A 22,491-nucleotide genomic window follows, 5' to 3' on the forward strand; every position below is an offset into this window, starting at 1 on the left:
GATGCCGGTGCCGACGATGCCGCCGAAGGCGATGGTCAGGCCGATCACCGAATCCTGCGGGATGAAGCTGGAGAGGATCATGCCGGCGCCGACCAGGGTCACGCCCAGGGTGATCACTTTCTTCGGACCGATACGGTCCTGCATGGCGCCTGCGGCCAACAGCGCGATCGCCCACACCACGATGGCGACGTTGTACGGCATCGACGCGTCGGTGTTGGTCCAGCCCCAGTCTGCGACCAGTGCCTTCTTGATCACGCTCCACGCGTACAGCACGCCGATCGTGAGGTTGATACAGGTGCCGGCGACGAGGACGCCGGTAGCCTTGCTCATTTTGCTCATTTAATTATTCCAGGTTGACAGCCCGCGGCACGCAGGACGTGCCGCATCATGCGGATGCCACAAAAAGTGGCCCGTAAAGATCCGGCAGCGACTGACGGGCCGGATCCCGAAAGCGCGCCATTCTAATCAGGCTTCTGGATTTGAGCAACGTAATATTATTGTTTTCTAACAGGCTATTATGCCGCAATGAAAAGAATTCGCCGCAAGCCCGATTTGCATGCCTCTGATGCCATAAGGGTCAGGCGGGCAGCGCGCTGCTGCGGCCGCCGCGGCGGGCCCACAGTTTCTCGTGCGCGAAGTAGGCGAAAGTGTTGGCCACGGGCTCGACCAGCGCGAGCAGGCCGGCCAGCGCAACGCTGCCGGTCAGCAGCCAGCCCAGGCCGAAGGCGACCGTAAAGTGGCACAGCGCGAAGGTCGCCGTCTTGGCGAGTTCGACGTGGCGCAGTGGGGTACGCGCCAGCAGGCGGGCCCAAGCCTTGTCGTGGAAGTGGTAGGTGACGGTGTTGGTCAGCGGCTCAGCCAGCGCCATCGCGCCGGAGATGGCGAAGCTGCCGGTCAGCAGGTAGGCGACGCCGAAGGCAACCGTGAAGTGGGTCGCGGCGAAGGTGAGGGTCTTGGTCATGGCGTCGTCTCCGGTAAGCTTTCCATAGATGATAACCATTCTCATTTTTATCGCCAATTGAATGTCGCTAAGGCCGGATAGCCTCCACCCGGCAGGCGCGCCCTGCCCCGACCAGCCTGAGCAGGCCGCGGCCGGCCAGCCCCTGCAGCCGCCAGAACAGGAAGACGTCGCCGACGAAGGCATGCCCGATGCCCCCCATGGCCTCGCCGACCAGCCGCGCCGCGCTGATGCTGCCATGCCGGGCGAGCACCTCCAGCAGCACGCTGTCGTAGCACGACAGCGGACGGCCCTGCAGCGCGCCGTCGTGCACTTCGCGCACCCCGTCGCCGGCGTCCTGCCAGCGTGCCCATTCGGCTGCCAGCGCCTGGCGCTCGCCGGCAGCAAGCCGCCGCGCACGGCCAGCGAGCGTGGCAAGATCCGCCGGCCCGTACAGGCCGACCGCCCACAAGCCGGGGCGGGGCGTGTCCAGGTGCTGGCTGACATCGACCACCCACAGCTCGCTCGTCGCCGGGCATTGCGCGGCGAGCATGCACAGCAGCAGCACTTCGCCAGCTTGGTTACCCAGCCACACCGTCAGCGGCGTGCCCTGCTCCCACGCCTGCAGCAAGGCCCGGCACGCGGCGGCGCGCGCACGCTGCCACGCCTCGTCCCAGTCCGCCCCGGCAAGCGGGTAGGCCTGCAACAGGCGCAGCCAGTGCGCGGTGCGCAGCTGCGGGTCGACCTGGTCGGCGTCGGCCAGCGGCCCGTTGCCAAGCTCATCCGGCCAGTCCAGCACCGTCCCCGTGAGCCGGCCTGCCGCGACCAGCGCCTGCAGGCTGCCTGCCGCATTGCTCCCTGCCACCACATGCAGCATGGTCAGACCTTCTGGTCCATGTCGAGCGCCGGGGTGCCGGCCGCCTGCGCGACGATGCGCGCGGGCACGCCGGCGACCGTGGTGTTGGCCGGCACGTCGTCGAGCACCACGCTGCCGGCGCCGACCTTGGCACAATCCCCGACACGGATATTGCCGAGGATGGCGGCGCCCGCGCCTATCATCACGCCGTCGCCGATCTTGGGGTGGCGGTCGCCCCGCTGCTTGCCCGAGCCGCCTAGCGTCACGCCGTGCAGCAAGGACACGTTGTTGCCGATCACCGCGGTCTCGCCGACGACGACGCCGGTGCCGTGGTCGAGCATCACGCCGTAGCCGATGCGCGCGGCCGGGTGGATGTCGGCGCCCATCACCTCGGAGATGCGGTTCTGCAGGAAGTAGGCGAGCGTGCGCCGGCCCTGCTTCCACAGCCAATGGGTGACGCGCTGGCTCTGGATCGCGTGGAAGCCCTTGAAGTAGAGCAGCGGCGCCGAGTAGCTGTCGCACGCCGGGTCGCGCTCGAAGCAGGCGTGGATGTCGGCGCGCACCGCGCCGATGATGGTCTCGTCGGCGGCGAGCGCCTCGTGGAACAGCTCCATCAGCGCACGCGCGTCCATCACCGGGCTGGCAAGCTTGCTGGACAGGTGGAACGCCAGCACGTCCTCCAGCGAGGCGTGCCTGAGCACGGTCATGTGCAGGAAGCTGGCCAGCAGCGGCTCCTCGCGTGCCGCCTGCGCGGTTTCGGACAGGATGGCGCGCCACAGCGCGTCATCGCGGATTTCGTTCATGCCTTGCCTTTCAATGCCGTGGGCGGGCAAGCCTGCCCGCGCAAAAAGCCACGGATACACCCAAAACGCGCGGCGGACAAGCCGCGCTACAGCAGGACGACGTCGAACTGCTCCTGCGTGTACGTCGTCTCGACCGACAGCGACACCGGCTTGCCGATGAAGTCGACCAGCATCGCCAGGCTCTGCGACTCCTCGTCGAGGAACATGTCGATCACCGGCTGCGCGGCGAGGATGCGGAAGCCCTTGGCGTCGAACTTGCGCGCCTCGCGCACGATCTCGCGCTGGATCTCGTAGCAGACGGTCTGCGCGGTCTTGATCTGGCCGCGCCCCTGGCAGGTCGGGCAAGGCTCGCACAGCACATGGGCGAGGCTCTCGCGGGTGCGCTTGCGGGTGATCTCGACGAGGCCCAGGCTGGTGAAACCGTTGAGGGTGACCCGGGTACGGTCGCGCGCCAGCGCCTTGGCAAGTTCGGTCAGCACCGCCTGGCGGTGCTCCTCGCTGTCCATGTCGATGAAGTCGACGATGATGATGCCGCCCATATTGCGCAGGCGCAGCTGGCGGGCGATCGCGTAGGTCGCCTCCATATTGGTCTTGAAGATGGTCTCGTCGAAGTTGCGGGTGCCGACGAAGCCGCCGGTGTTGAGGTCGATGGTGGTCATCGCCTCGGTCTGGTCGATGATCAGGTAGCCGCCGAACTTCAGGTTGACCCGGCGCGAGAGCGCCTTCTCGATCTCCGCCTCGATGCCGTGCAGCTCGAACAGCGGGCGGTTGCCGCTGTAGCGCTCGATCTTGCCGGCGGCCGACTGCACGTACTGCTCGGCGAACTCGACCATGCGCTCGTAGTTCTCCGTCGAGTCGACAATGATGCTGCCGGTGTGGTCGCTGACCATGTCGCGCAGCACGCGCACCGCCAGCGGCAGGTCCTCGTACAGCATCGACTGCGCGGGCAGCGTCTGCGACTTGCTGCGGATGTCGGCCCACAGCCGCGACAGGTAGTCGATGTCGGCGGCCAGTTCGCGGTTGCTCGCCGTCTCGGCGCTGGTGCGCACGATATAGCCGCGCGGCGAGCCCTCCGGCAGCAGGTTCTCCATGCGCGCCTTCAGGCTCTGCCGTTCGGAATCGCTCTCGATCTTCTGCGACACGCCGATATGCTCGTCCTGCGGCAGGTGGACGAGGAAACGCCCGGCCAGCGAGATCTGTGTCGACAGGCGGGCGCCCTTGGTGCCGATCGGGTCCTTGATCACCTGCACCAGCACCGTCTGCCCCTCGAACAGCATGCGCTCGATGCGCTGCGGCTCGGTCGGGTGCTGGCGCTGCTCGAGCACGTCGGCGATATGCAGGAAGGCCGCGCGTTCGAGGCCGATCTCGACGAAGGCGCTCTGCATGCCCGGTAGCACCCGCTTGACCTGGCCCAGGTAGATGTTGCCGACGATGCCGCGGCTGGCCGCGCGCTCGATGTGCAGTTCCTGCACCACCGAGTCCTCGAGCACGGCGACCCGGGTCTCCTGCGGGGTGATGTTGACGAGGATCTGCTCCTGGGGCCGCTGGATGTCGCGCGGCAGGGGGATGGTCTGGTGCAGCATGGCGCGCCTCACGGGAAAGTCAGGCCGAAGGCCGTCAGCAGGCCGGCCGTCTCGAACAGCGGCAGCCCCATCACGCCGGTGAAGCTGCCGTCGATACGGCGCACGAACACCGCCGCCCGCCCCTGGATGCCGTAGGCGCCGGCCTTGTCGAACGGCTCGCCGCTGCCGATATAGCGGGCGATGTCGTCGTCGGAGAGTTCGCGGAACCACACCTCGGTCACGCTGGTGGCCAGCTCCAGCCGGCTGTCCTGGCGGATGGCGACGCTGGTCACCACTTGGTGGCTGCGCCCGGAGAAGGCGCGCAGCATACGCGCGGCGTCGGCGGGGTCGGCGGGCTTGCCGAAGATCTCGCCGTCCTGCACCACCGTGGTATCGGCCGACAGCAAGGGGCGCGACGGCAGGCCGCAGCGCTCCGCCACCGCCCAGCCGGCGTCGGCCTTGGCACGCGCCAGCCGCTCGGTGTACGCGACGGCGTCCTCGCCCGGCAGCACCGACTCGTCGATGTCGGCGTGGATGCGCTCAAAATTGACGCCGAGCTGCTCGAGCAGCTCGCGCCGGCGCGGGCTGGCCGACGCCAGGTAAATGCGCGAATCCGATAAAGTCATGGTTGCCCATCCCGAAATATTGAATCGTCACAAGGTTACCAGAGCTGGGACAGGGGCGGATAGCGACCTGCCGCGCCGCAAAAGAAAACGGCCGCACCAGGCGGCCGTTGCTGCAGGCGATACGGTCAGGCCAGGCGGCCGTGACACTGCTTGTACTTCTGCCCCGAGCCGCACGGGCAAGGGTCGTTGCGGCCGATGCGGATGCCCTGCGCGGCCAGCGCGTCGGGCGAGAGCGGGTTCTCTTCGCCGCCCTCGAGCGCGGAGCCCGGCTCGGCGTGCATCGCGGTGCCGTGCACCTCGTGCGGCGCGACGGCCTCGGCGTCCGCCTCGGTGCGCACCTGCACCGTCAACAGCACGTTGGTCACGCTCTTCTTGATCCGCTCGAGCATGCCGGCAAACAGCTCGAACGCCTCGCGCTTGTACTCCTGCTTCGGGTTCTTCTGCGCGTAGCCGCGCAGGTGGATGCCCTGGCGCAGGTGGTCCATCGCAGCCAGGTGCTCGCGCCAGTGGTTGTCGAGCATCTGCAACACCAGCGAGCGCTCGAACTGGCGCATCGCCGCGTCGCCGGCCAGCTCGACCTTGGCCTGGTAGGCGTCGGCGGCGAGCTTGAGGATGCGTTCCTTGATCACCGGGATGTCGATCGCCTGCTCGTTGGCGATCCAGCCGGCGATGTCGGCCTTCAGCAGGTACTCGCCCTCCAGCGCGGCTTCGAGGCCGGCGACGTCCCACTGCTCTTCCATCGATTCCGGCGGCAGGTAGAGGTCGACCAGGTCGGCGAGCACGCCCTCGCGCATATTGGTGACGATCTCGCTGACGTCCTCGTCTTCGAGGATCTCGGCGCGCTGGCCGTAGATCACCTTGCGCTGGTCGTTGGCGACGTCGTCGTACTCGAGCAGCTGCTTGCGGATGTCGAAGTTGCGGCCCTCGACCTTGCGCTGCGCGTTCTCGATCGAACGGCTCACCCAAGGGTGCTCGATCGCCTCGCCCTCCGGCATCTTCAGCTTTTCCATGATCGCGCCGACGCGGTCGGACGCGAAGATGCGCAAGAGCGGGTCTTCCAGCGACAGGTAGAAGCGGCTGGAGCCCGGGTCGCCCTGGCGGCCGGAACGGCCGCGCAGCTGGTTGTCGATGCGGCGCGACTCGTGGCGCTCGGTGCCGACGATGTGCAGGCCGCCTGCGGCGAGCACCGCGTCGTGGCGCAGCTTCCACTCGGCGCGGATCGCCGCAACCTTGGCCGCCTTGTCTTCGTCGGACAGCGTGGCGTCCGCCTCGACCGCCTTGATTTCCGGGTCCGGGTTGCCGCCGAGCACGATGTCGGTGCCGCGGCCGGCCATGTTGGTGGCGACGGTCACCATCCCCGCGCGACCCGCCTGCACCACGATGTCGGCTTCACGCGCGTGCTCCTTGGCGTTGAGCACGTTATGCGGGATCTTGGCGCGGGCAAGCTCGCCCGAGATCAGCTCGGAGTTCTCGATGCTGGTGGTGCCGACCAGCACCGGCTGGCCGCGCGACACGCAGTCGCGGATGTCGGCGATGATCGCGTCGTACTTTTCCTTGGCGGTGCGGTACACCTTGTCGTGGGTATCCTTGCGCACCATCGGCTTGTTGGTCGGGATCACCACGGTTTCCAGGCCGTAGATCTGCTGGAACTCGTACGCCTCGGTGTCGGCGGTACCGGTCATGCCGGAGAGCTTGCGGTACAGGCGGAAGTAGTTCTGGAAGGTGATCGACGCCAGCGTCTGGTTCTCGCGGTTGATCTGCACGCCTTCCTTCGCCTCGACGGCCTGGTGCAGGCCCTCGCTCCAGCGGCGGCCCGCCATCAGGCGGCCGGTGAACTCGTCGACGATCACGATCTCGCCGTCCTGCACCACGTAGTGCTGGTCCTTGTGGAACAGCGCGAACGCCTTGAGCGCGGCCATCAGGTGGTGCATCAGCGTGATGTTGGCGGCCGAGTACAGGCTGTCGCCCTCCTTGAGCAGGCCCAGCTGCTCAAGGATCTCCTCGCAGTGCTCGTGGCCGGCCTCGGACAGCATCACCGAATGCGCCTTCTCGTCGACCCAGTAGTCGCCCTCGCCTTCCTCGGATTCCTGGCGCTTGAGCAGCGGCGGCACCGCGTTCATCTTCTGGTACATCGCGACGTTGTCTTCGGCCGGGCCGGAGATGATCAGCGGCGTGCGCGCCTCGTCGATCAGGATGGAGTCGACCTCGTCGACCACTGCGAAGGCCAGCTTGCGCTGCACCTTCTCGCTGGTGGCGAACACCATGTTGTCGCGCAGGTAGTCGAAGCCGAATTCGTTGTTGGTGCCGTAGGTGATGTCGGAGGCGTAGGCGGCCTGCTTGACGTCGTGCGGCATCTGGCTGAGGTTCACGCCGACGCTCAGGCCGAGGAAGTTGTACAGCCGGCCCATGATCGCGGCGTCGCGGCTGGCCAGGTAGTCGTTGACGGTGATCACGTGCACGCCCTCACCGGTCAGCGCGTTCAGGTAGGCCGCCAGCGTCGCCACCAGCGTCTTGCCCTCGCCGGTGCGCATCTCGGCGATCTTGCCGTCGTTGAGCACCATGCCGCCGATCAGCTGCACGTCGAAGTGGCGCATGCCCAGCACGCGGCGGCTCGCCTCGCGGCACACCGCAAACGCCTCGGGCAGGATCGCCTGCACCGTTTCCCCCTTGGCGATCCGCTCGCGGAACTCCGGCGTCTTGCCGGCGAGCGCCTCGTCCGACAAGGCGCGCATGCCGTCTTCCAGGGCGTTGATGCGCGCCACCGTCTGCCGGTATTGCTTGATCAGCCGGTCGTTGCGGCTGCCGAAAACCTTCTTGAGTAGCGTCGAAATCATTGAGGGATCCACAAGGGCCCGCGGGCCAGAAAAATGGGGTGAATTTTAGCACAAGCCGAACGACGGTTATGGGGGCAGGCTTGCCTTGCATCAAGATGGCTTGCAGAAATGGCAAGCAAAACCCGGCCGCGCGGGCCAAACAAACAGGATAGACGGCGGCGCCCCGTCACTTGTCCTTGCCGTGGCCAATGAACATCACCCACAGGTGGAAGGCGAGACCGGCCAGCGGCACCACCGCCAGCAGGATGACGAAGAACCATTCGAAGGGGGTCATAAGGTCGGTCATGGCATGGCCCTGCATGATGCGGAAATAGCCATGCTACACGGATAAACTGGCGCGACCAATCGGTCGCGCCGGCAGCCGTAAAGGTTTAGAAACGCAACTCGACCCGCTCCGTCTCCGGCTCGGCCTGGCAGGCCAGCGTCCAGCCCTCGGCCAGTTCGGCGTCGGTCAGCACCTGGTTCTCGCGCAGCTTCACCCTGCCCGCGGTCACCTTGCACTTGCACGCGCCGCAACTGCCGGCACGGCAGGCGGACGGCGGCGTGAGCCCGGCGCGCTCCATGCTTGCGAGCAGCACTTCGCCCGGCCGGGCCTCGACGTTTTGCATCTGCCCGCCCAACGTCACCTGCAGCGTCGCCGCGCGGCCCGCGCCCGCCGGCGCCCGTACCTGCCCGAAACGCTCGACATGGACGCGCGCAGCGTCGACCCCCAGGTTGGCCAACGCCGCCTCGGCCGCCTGCATGAACGGCGCCGGCCCGCACACGAAGGCCTGCGCGTGCGTCCAGTCCTGCAGCAAGGCCGTGAGCGCTGCCGCGTCCAGGTAGCCGGACACCGCGTCGAAGTGGTGGTGCAGCGACAGGCGGTCCGGGTGCGTGGCGCACAGGCGTTCGAGTTCGGCGGCGAAGATGGCCGACGCCGCGTCGCGGTTGGCGTAGACCAGGTGTACCCGTCCCTCGCCGTGGGCGAGCGCGTCCTGCAGCAGGGAAAATACCGGTGTGATGCCGCTGCCGGCGGCGATGAGCAGCAGGTCATCCGCGCAACCGTCGGCGACGAAGTTGCCCGCCGGCGGCAGCACTTCCAGCGTGTCGCCGGCTTTCAGTTCGCTATTGAGCCAGTTGGAGACGACGCCCCCGGCCACCCGCTTGACGGTGACGCGAGGTTGCGGCGCGCCTGGCGCGCTGGAAAACGAATAGCAGCGCCAGACCTTGCCATCGGCGGTGGGCGCGGCCAGCGTCAGGAACTGGCCGGCACGGTAGGCGAGGCGTGGCCGCAGGGCCGCCGGGACGTCGAACAGGATGCTGACAGCGTCGGCGCTCTCGCGGCGGACTTCGGCCACGCGCAGCGCCAGTGCGCCGTTTGCGGCGCCACGGCTGCCCGGTGCGGGGCCGACCGGCGGCTGCGGGGCCGGGCCTGCCGGCGTGGTCGGGCTGCCTCCGAGCATCGCCCACGCCTGACGGCGGCGGTAGAGGAGCAGCCAGCCCAGGTGCAGGCCGACCAGCGTGAGCGTCGCGTTAGCCAGCCACTCGTGCACCTCGTCGGCGTCCTTGAGCAAGCCACCGCCGCCCTCGTCGTAATCGCCGTCGTCGTCGGCCTGCGTCGCCGGGATCACCGTCGACAGCCCTTCGGACAGCGCCGCGCGGTTGTCGATCATCGTCACGCCTATGGTCAGGGTGGAGACGAAGCCCAGCACCAGCCCCACCGTCAGCAGCTTGCCGGCGAGCGCGTTACCCGGCTTCTTCCATTGCGCGGCAGGCGGCAGCAGTGCAGGAAAGCCGCGGCTGCGGGCGATGGCCAGCACGAGGCGCACGGCCAGCAGCGCGATCAGGCCGTAGCCCAACCACACATGCGCAAGTTCGGCGTCGTCACCGGTCAGGTAGGCCGCGCCAAAGGCGATGGCCAGCAGCCAGTGGTAGAGGCGGAAACGTGAGAACGGCTTCATCGGTGGGCTCCTGTCGTCTTGTGGATGCCCCGAGTGTGCCGGCGCTGCCTTAAGCCACGATTAAGTACGATACCAAATGCATTTTAAGCTGGCATTAAGGTCGGCCAAGCATCCTGATGGCATTGAACGACCAGGAGCCCGATCATGATGCGTCCCCTCACCCTCTGTCTTGCCGTATTCGCCAGCACTAGCACGCTGGCCGCCACGCCCGCCGAACTGCTCAAGGCTTACGAGCAGCAGGCGCGCAGCGAAAACCCGGCCTTCGCCGGCTTTTCCGCCAGCCGCGGCAAGGCGTTGTACTTCAGCCAGTCGCAGGCCAGCGGCAAGACCATGAGTTGCACCACCTGCCACAGCGCCGACCCGAAAAAGGCAGGCAAGACGCCGGCCTTCCGCACACTGGCACCGCTCGCGCCGGCGGCCGAACCCACCCGCTTCACCGACGCCAAGAAGGTCGAGAAATGGTTCCGCCGCAACTGCGACGACGTATTCAAGCGTGAATGCAGCGCGCAGGAGAAGGGCGACTTCGTCAGCTGGATCGTCAGCGTCCGCTAAAGGAGAACCACATGCGCATCCCCATCCTCACCCTTTGTGCACTGTCGCTCGCCGGCGGCTTCGCGCTGGCCGACGACGACCACCACCACGGCGGCAAGAAATACAAGCGGCCCAAGCAGCTCGCCGTGCCCTTGTCCGCCCCCAAGGTGTGGACCGCCGAGTGCGGCAGCTGCCATATCGCCTACCCGCCGGGCCTGCTGCCGCCGGCGGCGTGGAAACAGCAGATGGACACGCTGAAGCATCACTACGGCAGCAACGCGACGCTGGACAAGACCGACGAACAGGCGATCCGCGATTTCCTCGCCTTTGCGTCGCAGGCGAACCGGCTACCGCTCGAGCCCTCACCCAAGGCCGGCGAGCCGCCGCGCATCACCACCACGCGCTGGTTTATCCGCAAGCACGACGAAGTCACCGCCGAGCAGTGGCGGCGCAAGTCGGTGGGAAGCAAAGCCAACTGCCAGGCCTGCCACGCCGGTGCAGAGAAGGGCGATTTCGACGACGACCGCGTGCAGATCCCCCGTTAGCGCACACAAGCAAAAAGCCGCCAGCAGGCGGCTTTTGCGAAAAGGCGCGGTACGCTTAGCGCACGATCTGCGCGAGCTCACCCTTCATGTAGCGGTTGGCCATGGTGTCGAGGTTGACCGCCTTGATCTTGCTTGCCATGCCGCAAGCGCCGAACGCCTGATAGCGGGCGATGCAGATGTCGCGCATCGCGTTGGTCGAGGCGATCAGGAACTTGCGCGGGTCGAATTCCTTCGGGTTCTGCGCGAGGAAGCGGCGTACCGCGCCGGTGGAAGCCAGGCGCAGGTCGGTGTCGATGTTCACCTTCCGCACGCCGTGCTTGATGCCTTCGACGATTTCCTCGACCGGCACGCCGTAGGTCTCGCCCAGGTCGCCGCCGAACTCGTTGATGATCTTGAGCCACTCCTGCGGCACGCTGGAGCTGCCGTGCATCACCAGGTGGGTGTTCGGGATACGCGCGTGGATTTCCTTGATGCGGTCGATGCGCAGCACGTCGCCGGTCGGCTTCTTGCTGAACTTGTACGCGCCGTGGCTGGTGCCAATGGCGATCGCCAGCGCATCCACGCCGGTGTCCTTGACGAAGCGGGCGGCTTCTTCCGGGTCGGTCAGCAGCTGGCTGTGGTCGAGCACGCCCTCGGCGCCGACGCCGTCTTCCTCACCGGCCATGCCGGTTTCCAGACTGCCCAAGCAACCGATTTCACCTTCCACCGACACGCCGCAGGCGTGGGCGAAATTCACCACGGTGCGGGTGACGTCGACGTTGTAGTCGTAGTCGGCCGGGGTCTTGCCGTCGCTCTTGAGCGAGCCGTCCATCATCACCGACGAGAAGCCCAGCTGGATCGAGCGCTGGCACACGTCCGGGCTGGTGCCGTGGTCCTGGTGCATCACCACCGGGATATGCGGGAATTCTTCGATCGCGGCCAGGATCATGTGGCGCAGGAACGGCGCGCCGGCGTATTTGCGCGCGCCGGCCGAAGCCTGCACGATCACCGGCGCGTCGCACTTGTCGGCCGCTTCCATGATGGCGCGCATCTGCTCGAGGTTGTTCACGTTGAACGCCGGCAGGCCGTAGGAAAATTCGGCCGCGTGGTCCAGCAGCTGTCGCATCGAAACGAGTGCCATGTCTATCAGACTCCAACTGGGGTAGCGAATGGCGGGCGCGTGCCCGCCGTCTGTTCAAATTCTAGTGCCGCGAGACCGCCGTCAGCGCGACGCCGGCCGCGCCGAAGGCGGTGCCGGCCGCGCGGTTCATCCACTTGAGCCGCGCCGGGCTGGCGAGCCAGTGGCGCAAACGCGCGCCGCCGCCAGCGTAGGCAAACTGCCATGCGGTCTCGATCACGTAAAAGGTCACCGCCAGCACCGCCAGTTGCGGCGCCTGCGGCAGCCGCGCGTCCATGAACTGCGGGAACAGCGCGGCGAAAAACACGAAAGCCTTGGGGTTGCTCATCGCCACCAAAAAACCGGTCGCGAAGCGGCGCCACGCCGGCCCCTCGGGCGCGCTGTCGTCGCCCGCGTCCAGCGGCGTCGGCGGCGCGCGCCAGGTCTTGATGCCCAGATAGATCAGGTAGACGGCGCCGGTGTACTTCACCACCGAGAACGCCAGCTCCGACGCGGCGAGCAGCGCGCCCAAGCCCGCCGCCGACGCGGCCATGATCAGGCCCAAGGCCGACAGCAGGCCGAGCAGAGTCGGCACCGTGTGGCGCACACCGTAGCGGATGCCATGGTTCAGCGCGAGCAGCATGTTCGGCCCCGGCGTCGCCGAGACGAAAAACACAGTCACTACATATAACAGCCAGGTATCCAGTGGCATCGCTACGCCCAAGGTATGGTTTGATCCGGCAGTTTATGCGATGTGCGCGAGCAAGGCCATGCGGCCCTCACCCCAGCCCTCTCCCGCCAGCGGGAGAGGGAGTACTCCCCACGCACCGTCCAAGGCTCCCCATCCCCTCTCCCGCCCGTGGGAGAGGGTGGCGCGCAGCGCCGGGTGAGGGCCAAGCCGGGTGAGGGTCAGGCGCGTTCGGCCAGGATCGCCACCGCCGGCAATTCCTTGCCCTCGAGGAATTCGAGGAAGGCGCCGCCGCCGGTCGAGATGTAGCTGATCTTGTCGGTCACGCCGAACTTGGCGATCGCCGACAGGGTGTCGCCGCCGCCGGCGATCGAGAATGCCTTGGATTCGGCGATCGCCTCGGCCAGCGCGCGGGTGCCGTGGCTGAACTGCTCGAACTCGAACACGCCGACCGGGCCGTTCCACACCACGGTGCCGGCCTTGGCGACGATGTCGGCCAAAGCCTTGGCCGAATCCGGGCCGATGTCGAGGATCATGTCGTCGCGGGTAACGTCGGCCACGTTCTTCAGGGTGTCCTCGGCGTTCTCGGAGAATTCCGGCGCGCACACCACGTCGGTCGGCAGCGGCACGTCGCCGCCGCGCGCGCGGATCTTCTCGATCACCTTCTTCGCCTCGCCGACCAGGTCGGCCTCGGCCAAGCTCTTGCCGATGTTCTTGCCTTCGGCCAGCAGGAAGGTATTGGCGATGCCGCCACCGACGATCAGCTGGTCGACCTTGTCGGCCAGCGACTCGAGGATGGTCAGCTTGGTCGACACCTTGGAGCCGGCGACGATCGCCACCAGCGGGCGGGCCGGTGCCTGCAGCGCGCGGCCCAGCGCCTCCAGTTCGGCGGACAACAGCACGCCCGCGCAGGCGGCCGGCGCGAACCTGGCAACCGCGTGGGTCGACGCCTCGGCGCGGTGCGCGGTGCCGAAGGCGTCGTTGACGAACACATCGCACAGGCTGGCGTAAGCCTTGCCCAGATCCTCGTTGTTCTTCTTCTCGCCCTTGTTCAGACGCACGTTCTCCAGCATCACCACGTCGCCAGCCTTCAGCTCGACGCCATCCTGCCAGTCGGCGACCACCTTCACCTCTTGCGCCAGCAGCTCGGACAGGCGCGCGGCAACCGGCGAAAGGCTGTCTTCCGGCTTGGGTTCGCCCTCGGTCGGACGGCCGAGGTGGGTCATCAGGATCACCGAAGCACCGGCCTTCAGGCAGTGCAGGATGGACGGCAGCGACGCGCGGATACGGGTGTCGTCGCCGATCACGCCGTTCTTCACCGGCACGTTCATGTCGACGCGGATCAGCACGCGCTTGCCGGCCAGCGCCTGTTCGGTCAGCTTCTTGAATTGCATGTTCGCTCCATCAGCAATGAATATTGATACTAATTGGATAGCAAACTCTTTAGAGAGAGCCATCCAATTAAAACCAAGAGGGATCCACTGAGAGAATGCAACGTCACAAACAAAATAATGATGAAATTTTAGAAACGAAAATTATATTGGAAATACTATTCCAAACGACCAAGGGAAAATCATGAAAAGTGTCTTTGTGTTTCTATGTTTCTCCTTACCAGCCATTTCGTTCGCTGAGTCAGCCAACACAAAGGGCAAAGACTGCGAAACGCTTGGATTTAGATACTCAGTTTGTGCATTAGTTAGCTCAGCCGGCCAACCCTGCCCAAGCGACTGGAACTTTGCCGTACCAGACCGCTGCAAAAATTCACCTGCATTAGAATCTGGGATCAAAAAAGGGGTTGTATGGATAAAAATGAATTCCAATTAGCAACACAAATGCAGAGCGGAAATGAAAAAATCAAATCCGCTCTAGCTTTTCTCCGCTTTACAAGCTGAACATCGCCTTGGCGGTGCGCAGCATCTGCTGGCAGAAGCCCCACTCGTTGTCGTACCACGCCAGCACCTTGACCATATTGCCGCCCGTGACCTTGGTCAGGGTGGCGTCGAAGGTCGACGCTTCGGTGCTGTGGTTGAAGTCGCCGGAGACCAGCGGCAGGGTGTTGTAGCCGAGCACGCCCTTCATGCGGCCTTCCGCGGCTTCCTTGACGATGGCGTTCACTTCGTCGACCGAGGTGTCGCGGCCGGCTTCGAAGGTCAGGTCGACCAGCGACACGTTGATGGTCGGCACGCGCACGGCGAAGCCGTCGAGCTTGCCCTTCAGTTCCGGCAGCACGAGACCGACGGCCTTGGCCGCGCCGGTCTTGGTCGGGATCATGTTCTGGGTGGCGGAACGGGCGCGGCGCAGGTCCTTGTGGCGCACGTCGGTCAGCACCTGGTCGTTGGTGAAGGCGTGGATGGTGGTCATCAGGCCTTTCTTCAGGCCGATGGCGTCGTTCAGCGCCTTGGCCACCGGCGCCAGGCAGTTGGTGGTGCACGAAGCGTTGGAGACGACGGTCATCTCCGGGCGCAGCAGGTCGTGGTTCACGCCGAACACGATGGTGGCGTCGACGTCGTCACCGCCCGGGGCGGAGATCAGCACCTTCTTGGCGCCGGCGTCGATGTGCGCCTGGCACTTCTCCTTGCTGGTGAACGCGCCGGTGCACTCGAGCACCAGGTCGACGTTCAGCGCCTTCCACGGCAGTTCGGCCGGGTTGCGGGTGGAGAAGAACGGGATGCGGTCGCCGTCGACGATCAGGTGGCCGTCGTCGTGCGAAACCGGAGTGGCGAAGCGGCCGTGCACCGAGTCGAACGCGGTCAGGTGGGCGTTGGTCGCCAGGTCGCCCGAGGCGTTGACCGCGACGATCTCGAAGTCGCCACGCATGTTGTATTCGTAGATGGAGCGCAGGGCCTGACGGCCGATGCGGCCGTAACCGTTGATCGCGACGCGGATGGTCATCTTGTAGAGTCTCCGAAAGTTGAGAAGCCACGCGGGAGGTGGCGGATCGAAACCAGAAAAAAGGCCGCCCCTGCCGGGGCGGCCTGTTCGTCAAGCAATGACGGCGCGGGTCTTGGCGACCACATTGTCGACGGTGAAGCCGAATTCCTTGAAGAGCAGCGGCGCCGGCGCCGACTCGCCGAAGGTGTCGATGCCGACCACGTCGCCTTCCAGGCCGACGTACTTGCGCCAGAAGTCGGAGATGCCCGCCTCGATGGCGACGCGCGGCACGCCCGGCAGCAAGACGCTTGCCTGGTAGGCCTTGTCCTGGCGGTCGAACACGTTGGTCGACGGCATCGACACCACGCGCACGGCGACGCCTTCGCTGGCCAGCGCTTCCTGCGCCTTCAGCGCCAGCTCGACTTCGGAGCCGGTGGCGATCAGCACGGCCTTGGGCGAGGCGGCGTCGCGCAGCACGTAGCCGCCACGGGCGACCGCTTCGAGCTGCGAAGCGTCGCGCGGCACGAACGGCAGGTTCTGGCGGCTGAGGATCAGGTTGCTCGGCCGCTGGCCCTGCTCGATCGCGTGAGCCCACGCCACCGCGGTTTCCAGCGTGTCGCACGGACGCCAGGTGTCCATGTTCGGGATGTAGCGCAGCGTCGCGGTCTGCTCCACCGGCTGGTGGGTCGGGCCGTCTTCGCCCAGGCCGATCGAGTCGTGGGTGAACACGAAGATCGGGTTGATCTTCATCAGCGCGGCCATGCGCAGGGCGTTGCGCGCGTACTCGCTGAACATCAGGAAGGTGCCGCCGTACGGGCGCAGGCCGCCATGCAGCGTCATGCCGTTCATGATGGCGGCCATGCCGAATTCGCGCACGCCGTAGCTGATGTAGTTGCCGTTGCCCTCGGCGTCGATCCACTCGGAACCCGACCAGTTGGTCAGGTTGGAGCCGGTCAGGTCGGCCGAGCCGCCGACGAATTCGGGGAACAGCGGCGAGAACGCCTCGATGGCGATCTGGCTGGCCTTGCGGCTGGCGACCGTCTGCGCCGCCTCGTTGATGCGCGCCAAGGCAGCCGCCTTGTGCTCGGCCCAGCGTGCCGGCAGTTCGCCCGCCATGCGGCGCTTGAATTCTGCGGCGAGTTCCGGATAGGCACGCGCGTATTCAGCGAAACGCTCGTCCCAAGCGGCTTCGCACTTGGCGCCGGCTTCGCGCGCGTTCCACGCGGCGTAGATGTCGGCCGGGATCTCGAACGGCGCGTGCGGCCACTTCAGGTGTTCGCGCGCGGCGGCGATTTCGGCGGCGCCCAGCGGCGCGCCATGCACGTCGTGGCCGCCTTGCTTGTTCGGCGCGCCGAAGCCGATCTTGGTGCGGCAGCAGATCAGCGTCGGGCGGGCGGTCTCGGCCTTGGCGGTGGCGATCGCGGTGGCGATCTCGTCCGCGTCATGGCCGTCGACGCCGCGGATCACCTGCCAGCCGTACGCCTCGAAGCGGGCCGGGGTGTCGTCGGTGAACCAGCCCTCGACATCGCCGTCGATCGAGATGCCGTTGTCGTCCCAAAACGCGACGAGCTTGCCCAGGCCCCAGGTACCTGCCAGCGAGCACGCTTCGTGGCTGATGCCTTCCATCAGGCAACCGTCGCCGAGGAAGGCCCAGGTGTGGTGGTCGACCACGGCGTGGCCGTCGCGGTTGAATTCGGCGGCAAGCATCTTCTCGGCGAGCGCCATGCCCACCGCGTTGGTGATGCCCTGGCCCAGCGGGCCGGTGGTGGTCTCGACGCCCGGCGCGTAGCCGTATTCAGGGTGGCCCGGCGTCTTGCTGTGCAGCTGGCGGAAGTTTTTCAGGTCGTCGATCGACAGCGCGTAACCGGTCAGGTGCAGCAGGCTGTAGATCAGCATCGAGCCGTGGCCGTTGGACAGCACGAAACGGTCGCGGTCGGCCCAGTGCGGGTTGGCCGGGTTGTGCTTCAGGTGGTCGCGCCACAGGACTTCGGCAATGTCTGCCATGCCCATCGGTGCGCCGGGGTGACCGGATTTGGCCTTCTCGACAGCGTCCATGGCCAGGAAACGGATGGCGTTGGCGAGCTCGGTACGGGTGACCATGCGAAAAACCTCGAATATGTGGACGGCGGGGGTGTCCCGGCGCGCGGTACGTGCCGGAAAAACCTGCGAATTATCGCTGAAATTGCCGCGCTGCGGCAACCGGCGCCGCCGCCTATGATTGACGTAAGCATGGTTTGCGCAGACCCTTTAACTATCAGTAATCGAATTATCAAGGAGCCTCCCGAATGCAGCCCGACACGCCCGTCTCCCGCGCCCCGCTGCCCGGCCGCCAGCCCGCCGGTGCCGGCTGGCACTGGATCACCGCCGCGTTCCGCCTGGTGCGCGAACAGCCGCTGACCTGGATCCTGCTGTCGGTGGTCTATGTGGTCATCCATGTCGGCACCAGCCTGCTGCCGCTGATCGGCAACTTCCTGCCGCTCTTGCTCGCGCCGATCTTCGCCGGCAGCTTCGTGCTCGCCGCGCGCAAGGCGGAAAACGGCGGCGAGCTGGAGCTGGCCGACCTGTTTACCGGCTTTCGCGAGCACGGCAAGCCGCTGTTCGGCGTCGCGCTGGTCTACCTCGCGCTGTGCATGATCGCGCTGATGGTGGTCATCGCGCTGGTCGCGCTGTTGGGGTCGCTCGGCTGGGTGCACAAGCCGGAAGGCGATGAGATGGGCATGGGCACCATGCTGCTGTTCATGCTGGTGGTCGGCGTGCCGGTCTACCTGGTCAGCCTCGCGTACTGGTTCGCGCCGGCGCTGGTGGTGTTCGACGGCTACGCGCCGATCGCGGCCTGCCGCGCGAGCTTCTCCGCCGGCCTCGCCAACTGGCCGGCGATGCTGACCTGCGCGCTGATGCTCGCGCTGTTGATGTTCCTCGCGATGGTGCCCTTCTTCCTCGGCCTGTTGCTGTGGTTCCCGGTGATGTACGTCACCAGCTACACCAGCTACCGCGCGGTGTTCGCGCGCTAGGCCTGTCCGGCCGGGCCGGGCGGCTCGGCCGGCGCCGCGTACCAGTTGCCCTTGGCAACCAGCACCGCCCCTTCGGGCTGGTTCTCGAAGTTGGGCGACATGATCTGCACGCCGAACTCGTTGAAAGCGTCGAGGATCTGGGCGTGCAGCGCGGTCTTCATCGCCGGCGGCGACGCGGTCAGCGGCATCCTCACTTCCAGTTCGTACTCGACGTAGAAGTCCTGCAAGGAGAGCTGGCGCACGATGGGCGCGCTGTCGGTACGCAAGCCTTCGGTGCGCCGCGCGGCCAGTTCGAGCAGCGCGTGCACCTGCCGCCACGGCGTGTCGTAGCCGATGGTGATCTTGGTGGTCAGCGGCAGGCCGGCTTCGCCCGCCTGCCGCGTGTAGTTGACCACCTTGCCGCCGACCACCACCGAGTTGGGCAGCGTCACCTCGTTGCCGTGGCGGGTGCGGATCTTGGTCGACAACGCCCCCAGTTCGGTGACGAAGCCCTCGGTGTCGCCGACCAGCACCAGGTCGCCCGGCTTGAGCGCGCGCGCGTACACCAGCACCAGCCCGCTCATCGCGTGGTTCATGATGCCGGTCGAGCCCAGCGTCACCATCAGGCCGAAGAACACGCTGACCCCCTTGAACGCGTCCGAGCTCGAGCCCGGCAAATAGGGGTAGGCGACCGTCAGCGCAAACAGCCACAACACCAGCGTGGTCAGCCGGCGCGTCGCGCCGACCGTCTCCTTGTAGAGGCCGGGCAGGGTCAGCCGGCCGTCCTCGACCGCGTCGAACACCCAACCCAAGCTACGTACGCCAAGCCGGGTCAGCACCAGGATCAGCGCGACCTTGGCAAGGCCCGGCACCGCGCCGACCAGCCCCTCGCCCAGCGACGCGAGCAAATCGAACAAGGACGCCGCCAGCCGCTCGCCCCACGGCCGGGTGTACGGGAAACGGGTCAGGATGAAGCTCAGCCACAGGTGCAGCGCGAGCAGCGCACCGACCAGCGCGGTCAAGTCGAGCATGTGCTGCTCGAGCTTCTGCATCACGCTGCCCAGGTCGTCGTGCGCGCCGAACCAGCGCTTGGGCAGCAAGGGCTTTTGCAACAGCCGCGCGCGGGCACGACCGCGCGCACGCGACACCAGCGCGAGCGCGAGCGCCAGCAGCACGGTGGCACCGACGGCCTGCCCGATCGCCCACGCCTGCGCGCGCGGCGAGCCCTGCTCGACGCGCATCACTCGCAGCGCCTCCAGCCTACCCTTCACCTCGTCGCCGACCTGCAGCAGGTTGCGGCTGTCGCCGGCGTCGAGGTCGCCGTCGGTCAGCGCGAACAGCGGCTTGTTGTTGAGGTAGAAGCGCAGGCCGCTCACGCCGTCGCGCGAAAACGGCGCCATCAGCACCGGCCGGGCCAGGTCGGCCTCGCCCAAGGCCCGCACGCGCGACTCGGCGCGCGCCACCCGCTGCTCGGGCGTCAAGCCGCCGACGGTCGCGTGCAGGGTGACGATGTCGCGCCCGGCGAGCGTCAGCGTCGCCTCGGGCGGCGGCGCGGTGTCCTCGGCGAGCACGAAGCCTGCGAAGAGCAGGCAGGCCAGCAGGCTGAACAGGCGGTGCAGCATGGGTGCGTCCTTGCGGTGTTTCTCTTCAGCATGGCACGCAAGTGTGCTTTATGCCGTATCGCTCAGGCGTGGCCGAGCCGGCGCCGTACCTGCCGCATCCCCCACCATACGGCGAGCGCGACCGGCGCAATCGCCGCGCCGGTGACGAGTTCGGCGTTCAGGTGCAGCCCGGCCGCCTTCGCCGCCTTCGCCGCGTAGCCGACCAGCCCGACCGCGTAATAGGTCAGCACCCCGACCGACAGCCCCTCGACCGTCTCCTGCAGCCGCAGCTGCAAGCCGGCACGCCGGTCCATGCTGGCCAGCAACGCGCGGTTCTGCACCTCGCCCGCCACCTCGACCCGGGTGCGCAGCAGCGCGGTCGCGCGCTGCAGGCGGGCGGTCAGCCTGTCCTGGCGGCGGGTGACGGTCAGGCAGGTATCCATCGCCGGCGCCAGCCGGTGCTCGACGAACTCGCAAAAGGGCTGCAGGCCGCCGATGCGCCGCTCGCGCAGCTCGCCGATGCGCCGCTCGATCAGCTGGTAGTAGGCGTGCGACGCCGAGAAGCGGTACTGCGTCTGCGCGACCAGGTTCTCCAGTTCGGCCGACAGCGCGGAAAACTCTTCGAGCAGCGTATCGTCGCGGCTGTCCGCCGCGTTGAGCCTGGCGGTGACGGCCTTCAGCGCGATGCCCAGCTCGTCGAGCCGCGCCATCTGCTGCTTGGCCAGCGGCAAGGCGAGCAGCGCGAGCATGCGGTAGGTCTCGATCTCGAACAGGCGCTGCAGCATTCGCCCGCTCTGACGCGGCCCCATCCTGCGGTCGACCAGCACGAAGCGCGAGAAGCCGACCGCCAGCCGCGCGTCCGGGTGCAGCCGCAAGTCGGTGTACGCGACGCCGTTGCCGTCGCCCAGCTCGGCGCCGATCAGCTCGTGGCCGGCGAACCAGCGCGCGGCAATCGCCCGCGGCGCGTCCGGCAGCGCGTCGCCGTCGGCCAGCAGCAGCGCGTGGGCGGCGACCAGCACTTCGCCGGGCAGGGCGCTGAGCAAGGCCGCGGGCACCGCGTCGAGCGCGGTGTCGTCGAAGCCGCCGCCGCCCGCGCCGGGCACGATCACCGTCAGCCGCACGAATTCGGTATGCAAGGACCAGCGCAGTGTCAGCGTGCCGTTGCTGCCCTGGTAGTGGCCGGCGCTGGCCTCGGGCGCCGGCAAGCCCAGTTCGGCGGCGAGGCGCGCGAGCGCCGCGCGCTGGCCGGGCGCGCCGGGCTCGCACAACAGCGCAAGCGTGGAGAGGCGGGCCGGCGACGGGATCGCCGCCGGCGGGCGCGCGTGCGCCTCGTCGTTCAAGCTCGAGCGCAGGGGGTGGGACAGCAGCAGCGGGGTCGGCGCGGACAAGGTCGTCCTCCTCGGTAGTTCCATGTCATGGCAGAGCATGCAACGCTGCGCCGCAGCAAGGCAAGCCGGCCCGCCAAAATATAACGTCGGGCGATAAATGTATTGCTGCTAAGTATTTCCCGGAATAAAGACGTCTGGGTATTCTCGCCCCATGCCCCGAACGAGGATTCCGCGATGAAAAAGCTTGCCGTACGCACCCTGGCCGCCTTGCTGCTGTCCGTCCCCGCGCTGCCCGCGCTGGCCGACGCCACCTTGCTCAACGTCTCGTACGACGTGATGCGCGACTTCTACAAGGACTACAACCCGGCGTTCCAGAAGCACTGGAAGGGCAAGACCGGCGAGGCGGTCACCATCCAGCAGTCGCACGGCGGCTCGTCCAAGCAGGCGATGAGCGTGGTCGGCGGCCTGCAGGCCGACGTGATCACCATGAACCAGGCGCCGGACATCAACATCCTCGCCGAGCGCGGCGCGCTGGTCCCTGCAGACTGGTCGAAGCGGCTGGCCAACGACAGCGTGCCGTTCACCTCGGCCACCGTGTTCCTGGTCAGGAAGGGCAACCCGAAAGGCATCCGCGACTGGAAGGACCTCGCCAAGCCGGGCGTGCAGGTGATCGTCCCCAACCCGAAGACCTCGGGTAACGGCCGCTACAGCTACCTCGCCGCCTACGGCTGGGCGCTCAAGCAGCCCGGCGGCAACGACGCCAGCGCGCGCGCCTACGTCGGCAAGCTGTTCGGCAACGCGCCGGTGCTCGATACCGGCGGCCGCGCGGCGACCACCACCTTCATGCAGCGCCAGATCGGCGACGTGCTGATCACCTTCGAGAACGAGGCCGAGATGGTCGCCCGCGAGTTCGGCCGCGGCACCTTCGAGGTGGTCTACCCGAGCGTGACCGTCGCCGCCGAGAACCCGGTGGCCGTGGTCGACAAGGTGGTCGACAAGAAAGGCACCCGCAAGCAGGCCGAGGCCTACCTCGCCTACCTGTGGAGCCCGGAAGGCCAGACCATCGCCGCGCAGAACTACCTGCGCCCGCAGGACAAGCAGGTCGCCGCCAAGTTCTCCGGCCAGTTCCCGCCGATCAAGGCGTTCCGTGTGGTCGACGTGTTCGGCAGCTGGGACAAGGTGATGAAGACGCACTTCGCCGACGGCGGCGTGTTCGACCAGATCTACCTGAAGAAATAAGCGCCGCGCGGGGGCCCTGGCCCCCGCCCGCCCGGGATGCCCAC

At 67.1% G+C, this 22,491-nt stretch carries 18 protein-coding genes and 1 pseudogene; 4 read left to right on the forward strand and 15 right to left on the reverse strand.

Features of this window, described 5'->3' with window-relative positions:
- From E5K04_RS15425 to E5K04_RS15460, 8 genes and pseudogenes are all read right to left on the reverse strand, one after another.
- Positions 1 to 339 (reverse strand): annotated as a pseudogene (locus E5K04_RS15425) (L-lactate MFS transporter); the annotation flags it as partial.
- Positions 340 to 577: 238 nt separating this feature from the next.
- Positions 578 to 961 carry a DUF2061 domain-containing protein gene (locus tag E5K04_RS17105; protein ID WP_136555744.1) on the reverse strand — a complete coding sequence of 128 codons (384 nt, stop codon included), beginning with the start codon at positions 959 to 961 and terminating at the stop codon, positions 578 to 580.
- Between the two features lie 67 nt (positions 962 to 1,028).
- A complete protein-coding gene (locus tag E5K04_RS15435) occupies positions 1,029 to 1,814 on the reverse strand; it encodes a DUF3658 domain-containing protein (RefSeq protein WP_136555745.1) in 786 nt (261 codons plus the stop codon).
- Positions 1,815 to 1,816: 2 nt separating this feature from the next.
- Complete coding sequence (gene cysE / locus E5K04_RS15440) at positions 1,817 to 2,596, reverse strand: serine O-acetyltransferase (protein WP_136555746.1); 780 nt, start codon at positions 2,594 to 2,596, stop codon at positions 1,817 to 1,819.
- 86 nt (positions 2,597 to 2,682) lie between these two features.
- Complete coding sequence (gene rng, locus E5K04_RS15445) at positions 2,683 to 4,179, reverse strand: ribonuclease G (RefSeq protein WP_136555747.1); 1,497 nt, start codon at positions 4,177 to 4,179, stop codon at positions 2,683 to 2,685.
- A gap of 8 nt (positions 4,180 to 4,187) precedes the next feature.
- Positions 4,188 to 4,784, reverse strand: a complete 597-nt coding sequence (locus E5K04_RS15450; protein ID WP_136555748.1) for a Maf family protein — start codon at positions 4,782 to 4,784, stop codon at positions 4,188 to 4,190.
- A gap of 125 nt (positions 4,785 to 4,909) precedes the next feature.
- Positions 4,910 to 7,618 (reverse strand): preprotein translocase subunit SecA, encoded by a 2,709-nt coding sequence (gene secA, locus E5K04_RS15455; protein ID WP_136555749.1) that lies wholly within the window; start codon positions 7,616 to 7,618, stop codon positions 4,910 to 4,912.
- A gap of 371 nt (positions 7,619 to 7,989) precedes the next feature.
- Positions 7,990 to 9,558, reverse strand: coding sequence for a 2Fe-2S iron-sulfur cluster-binding protein (locus E5K04_RS15460; protein WP_136555750.1), 1,569 nt, complete (start codon positions 9,556 to 9,558; stop codon positions 7,990 to 7,992).
- Between the two features lie 144 nt (positions 9,559 to 9,702).
- Here E5K04_RS15460 and E5K04_RS15465 point away from each other — a divergent pair, with 144 nt between their 5' ends.
- Together E5K04_RS15465 and E5K04_RS15470 are read left to right on the forward strand one after the other, a co-directional pair.
- Positions 9,703 to 10,110 (forward strand): DUF1924 domain-containing protein, encoded by a 408-nt coding sequence (locus E5K04_RS15465; protein WP_205700393.1) that lies wholly within the window; start codon positions 9,703 to 9,705, stop codon positions 10,108 to 10,110.
- Between the two features lie 11 nt (positions 10,111 to 10,121).
- Entirely contained in the window at positions 10,122 to 10,634 is a 513-nt protein-coding gene (locus E5K04_RS15470) for a diheme cytochrome c (RefSeq protein ID WP_136555751.1), read from the forward strand.
- 55 nt (positions 10,635 to 10,689) lie between these two features.
- On the opposite strand, the gene fba is transcribed toward E5K04_RS15470, so the two are convergent.
- From fba to tkt, 5 genes are all read right to left on the reverse strand, one after another.
- Positions 10,690 to 11,754 (reverse strand): class II fructose-bisphosphate aldolase, encoded by a 1,065-nt coding sequence (gene fba / locus E5K04_RS15475; protein WP_136555752.1) that lies wholly within the window; start codon positions 11,752 to 11,754, stop codon positions 10,690 to 10,692.
- A 61-nt stretch (positions 11,755 to 11,815) separates the two neighbouring features.
- A complete protein-coding gene (locus E5K04_RS15480) occupies positions 11,816 to 12,442 on the reverse strand; it encodes a LysE family translocator (RefSeq protein WP_136555753.1) in 627 nt (208 codons plus the stop codon).
- A gap of 197 nt (positions 12,443 to 12,639) precedes the next feature.
- A complete protein-coding gene (locus tag E5K04_RS15485) occupies positions 12,640 to 13,812 on the reverse strand; it encodes a phosphoglycerate kinase (protein WP_136555754.1) in 1,173 nt (390 codons plus the stop codon).
- Positions 13,813 to 14,299: 487 nt separating this feature from the next.
- Complete coding sequence (gap, locus tag E5K04_RS15490; protein ID WP_136555755.1) at positions 14,300 to 15,310, reverse strand: type I glyceraldehyde-3-phosphate dehydrogenase; 1,011 nt, start codon at positions 15,308 to 15,310, stop codon at positions 14,300 to 14,302.
- Positions 15,311 to 15,400: 90 nt separating this feature from the next.
- Entirely contained in the window at positions 15,401 to 17,389 is a 1,989-nt protein-coding gene (tkt, locus tag E5K04_RS15495) for a transketolase (RefSeq protein ID WP_136555756.1), read from the reverse strand.
- Between the two features lie 185 nt (positions 17,390 to 17,574).
- Here tkt and E5K04_RS15500 point away from each other — a divergent pair, with 185 nt between their 5' ends.
- Positions 17,575 to 18,300: a BPSS1780 family membrane protein gene (locus E5K04_RS15500; RefSeq protein WP_136555757.1), complete on the forward strand. Its 726-nt coding sequence runs from the start codon at positions 17,575 to 17,577 to the stop codon at positions 18,298 to 18,300.
- On the opposite strand, the gene E5K04_RS15505 is transcribed toward E5K04_RS15500, so the two are convergent.
- Positions 18,297 to 19,901 carry a mechanosensitive ion channel family protein gene (locus E5K04_RS15505; RefSeq protein ID WP_136555758.1) on the reverse strand — a complete coding sequence of 535 codons (1,605 nt, stop codon included), beginning with the start codon at positions 19,899 to 19,901 and terminating at the stop codon, positions 18,297 to 18,299. The genes E5K04_RS15500 and E5K04_RS15505 overlap by 4 nt on opposite strands.
- Before the next feature lie 62 nt (positions 19,902 to 19,963).
- A complete protein-coding gene (locus E5K04_RS15510; RefSeq protein ID WP_235844399.1) occupies positions 19,964 to 21,268 on the reverse strand; it encodes a DUF3422 family protein in 1,305 nt (434 codons plus the stop codon).
- A 174-nt stretch (positions 21,269 to 21,442) separates the two neighbouring features.
- Between E5K04_RS15510 and E5K04_RS15515 the strand changes: the two genes are divergently transcribed.
- Entirely contained in the window at positions 21,443 to 22,447 is a 1,005-nt protein-coding gene (locus E5K04_RS15515; protein ID WP_136555759.1) for a sulfate ABC transporter substrate-binding protein, read from the forward strand.
- Positions 22,448 to 22,491 lie beyond the last annotated feature (44 nt).

Origin of the sequence: Crenobacter intestini (genome assembly GCF_004919095.1) — a bacterium.
GTDB lineage: Bacteria > Pseudomonadota > Gammaproteobacteria > Burkholderiales > Chromobacteriaceae > Craterilacuibacter > Craterilacuibacter intestini.

Bases quoted from the DNA above. Each gene is read 5' to 3' on its own strand.
- fba (WP_136555752.1), bottom strand. From the start codon at position 11,754: ATGGCACTCGTTTCGATGCGACAGCTGCTGGACCACGCGGCCGAATTT.
- E5K04_RS15480 (WP_136555753.1), bottom strand. From the start codon at position 12,442: ATGCCACTGGATACCTGGCTGTTATATGTAGTGACTGTGTTTTTCGTC.
- cysE (WP_136555746.1), bottom strand. From the start codon at position 2,596: ATGAACGAAATCCGCGATGACGCGCTGTGGCGCGCCATCCTGTCCGAA.
- E5K04_RS15435 (WP_136555745.1), bottom strand. From the start codon at position 1,814: ATGCTGCATGTGGTGGCAGGGAGCAATGCGGCAGGCAGCCTGCAGGCG.
- E5K04_RS15465 (WP_205700393.1), top strand. From the start codon at position 9,703: ATGATGCGTCCCCTCACCCTCTGTCTTGCCGTATTCGCCAGCACTAGC.
- tkt (WP_136555756.1), bottom strand. From the start codon at position 17,389: ATGGTCACCCGTACCGAGCTCGCCAACGCCATCCGTTTCCTGGCCATG.
- gap (WP_136555755.1), bottom strand. From the start codon at position 15,310: ATGACCATCCGCGTCGCGATCAACGGTTACGGCCGCATCGGCCGTCAG.
- E5K04_RS15450 (WP_136555748.1), bottom strand. From the start codon at position 4,784: ATGACTTTATCGGATTCGCGCATTTACCTGGCGTCGGCCAGCCCGCGC.
- E5K04_RS15460 (WP_136555750.1), bottom strand. From the start codon at position 9,558: ATGAAGCCGTTCTCACGTTTCCGCCTCTACCACTGGCTGCTGGCCATC.
- E5K04_RS15515 (WP_136555759.1), top strand. From the start codon at position 21,443: ATGAAAAAGCTTGCCGTACGCACCCTGGCCGCCTTGCTGCTGTCCGTC.
- E5K04_RS15485 (WP_136555754.1), bottom strand. From the start codon at position 13,812: ATGCAATTCAAGAAGCTGACCGAACAGGCGCTGGCCGGCAAGCGCGTG.
- E5K04_RS15505 (WP_136555758.1), bottom strand. From the start codon at position 19,901: ATGCTGCACCGCCTGTTCAGCCTGCTGGCCTGCCTGCTCTTCGCAGGC.
- secA (WP_136555749.1), bottom strand. From the start codon at position 7,618: ATGATTTCGACGCTACTCAAGAAGGTTTTCGGCAGCCGCAACGACCGG.
- E5K04_RS15500 (WP_136555757.1), top strand. From the start codon at position 17,575: ATGCAGCCCGACACGCCCGTCTCCCGCGCCCCGCTGCCCGGCCGCCAG.
- rng (WP_136555747.1), bottom strand. From the start codon at position 4,179: ATGCTGCACCAGACCATCCCCCTGCCGCGCGACATCCAGCGGCCCCAG.
- E5K04_RS15470 (WP_136555751.1), top strand. From the start codon at position 10,122: ATGCGCATCCCCATCCTCACCCTTTGTGCACTGTCGCTCGCCGGCGGC.
- E5K04_RS17105 (WP_136555744.1), bottom strand. From the start codon at position 961: ATGACCAAGACCCTCACCTTCGCCGCGACCCACTTCACGGTTGCCTTC.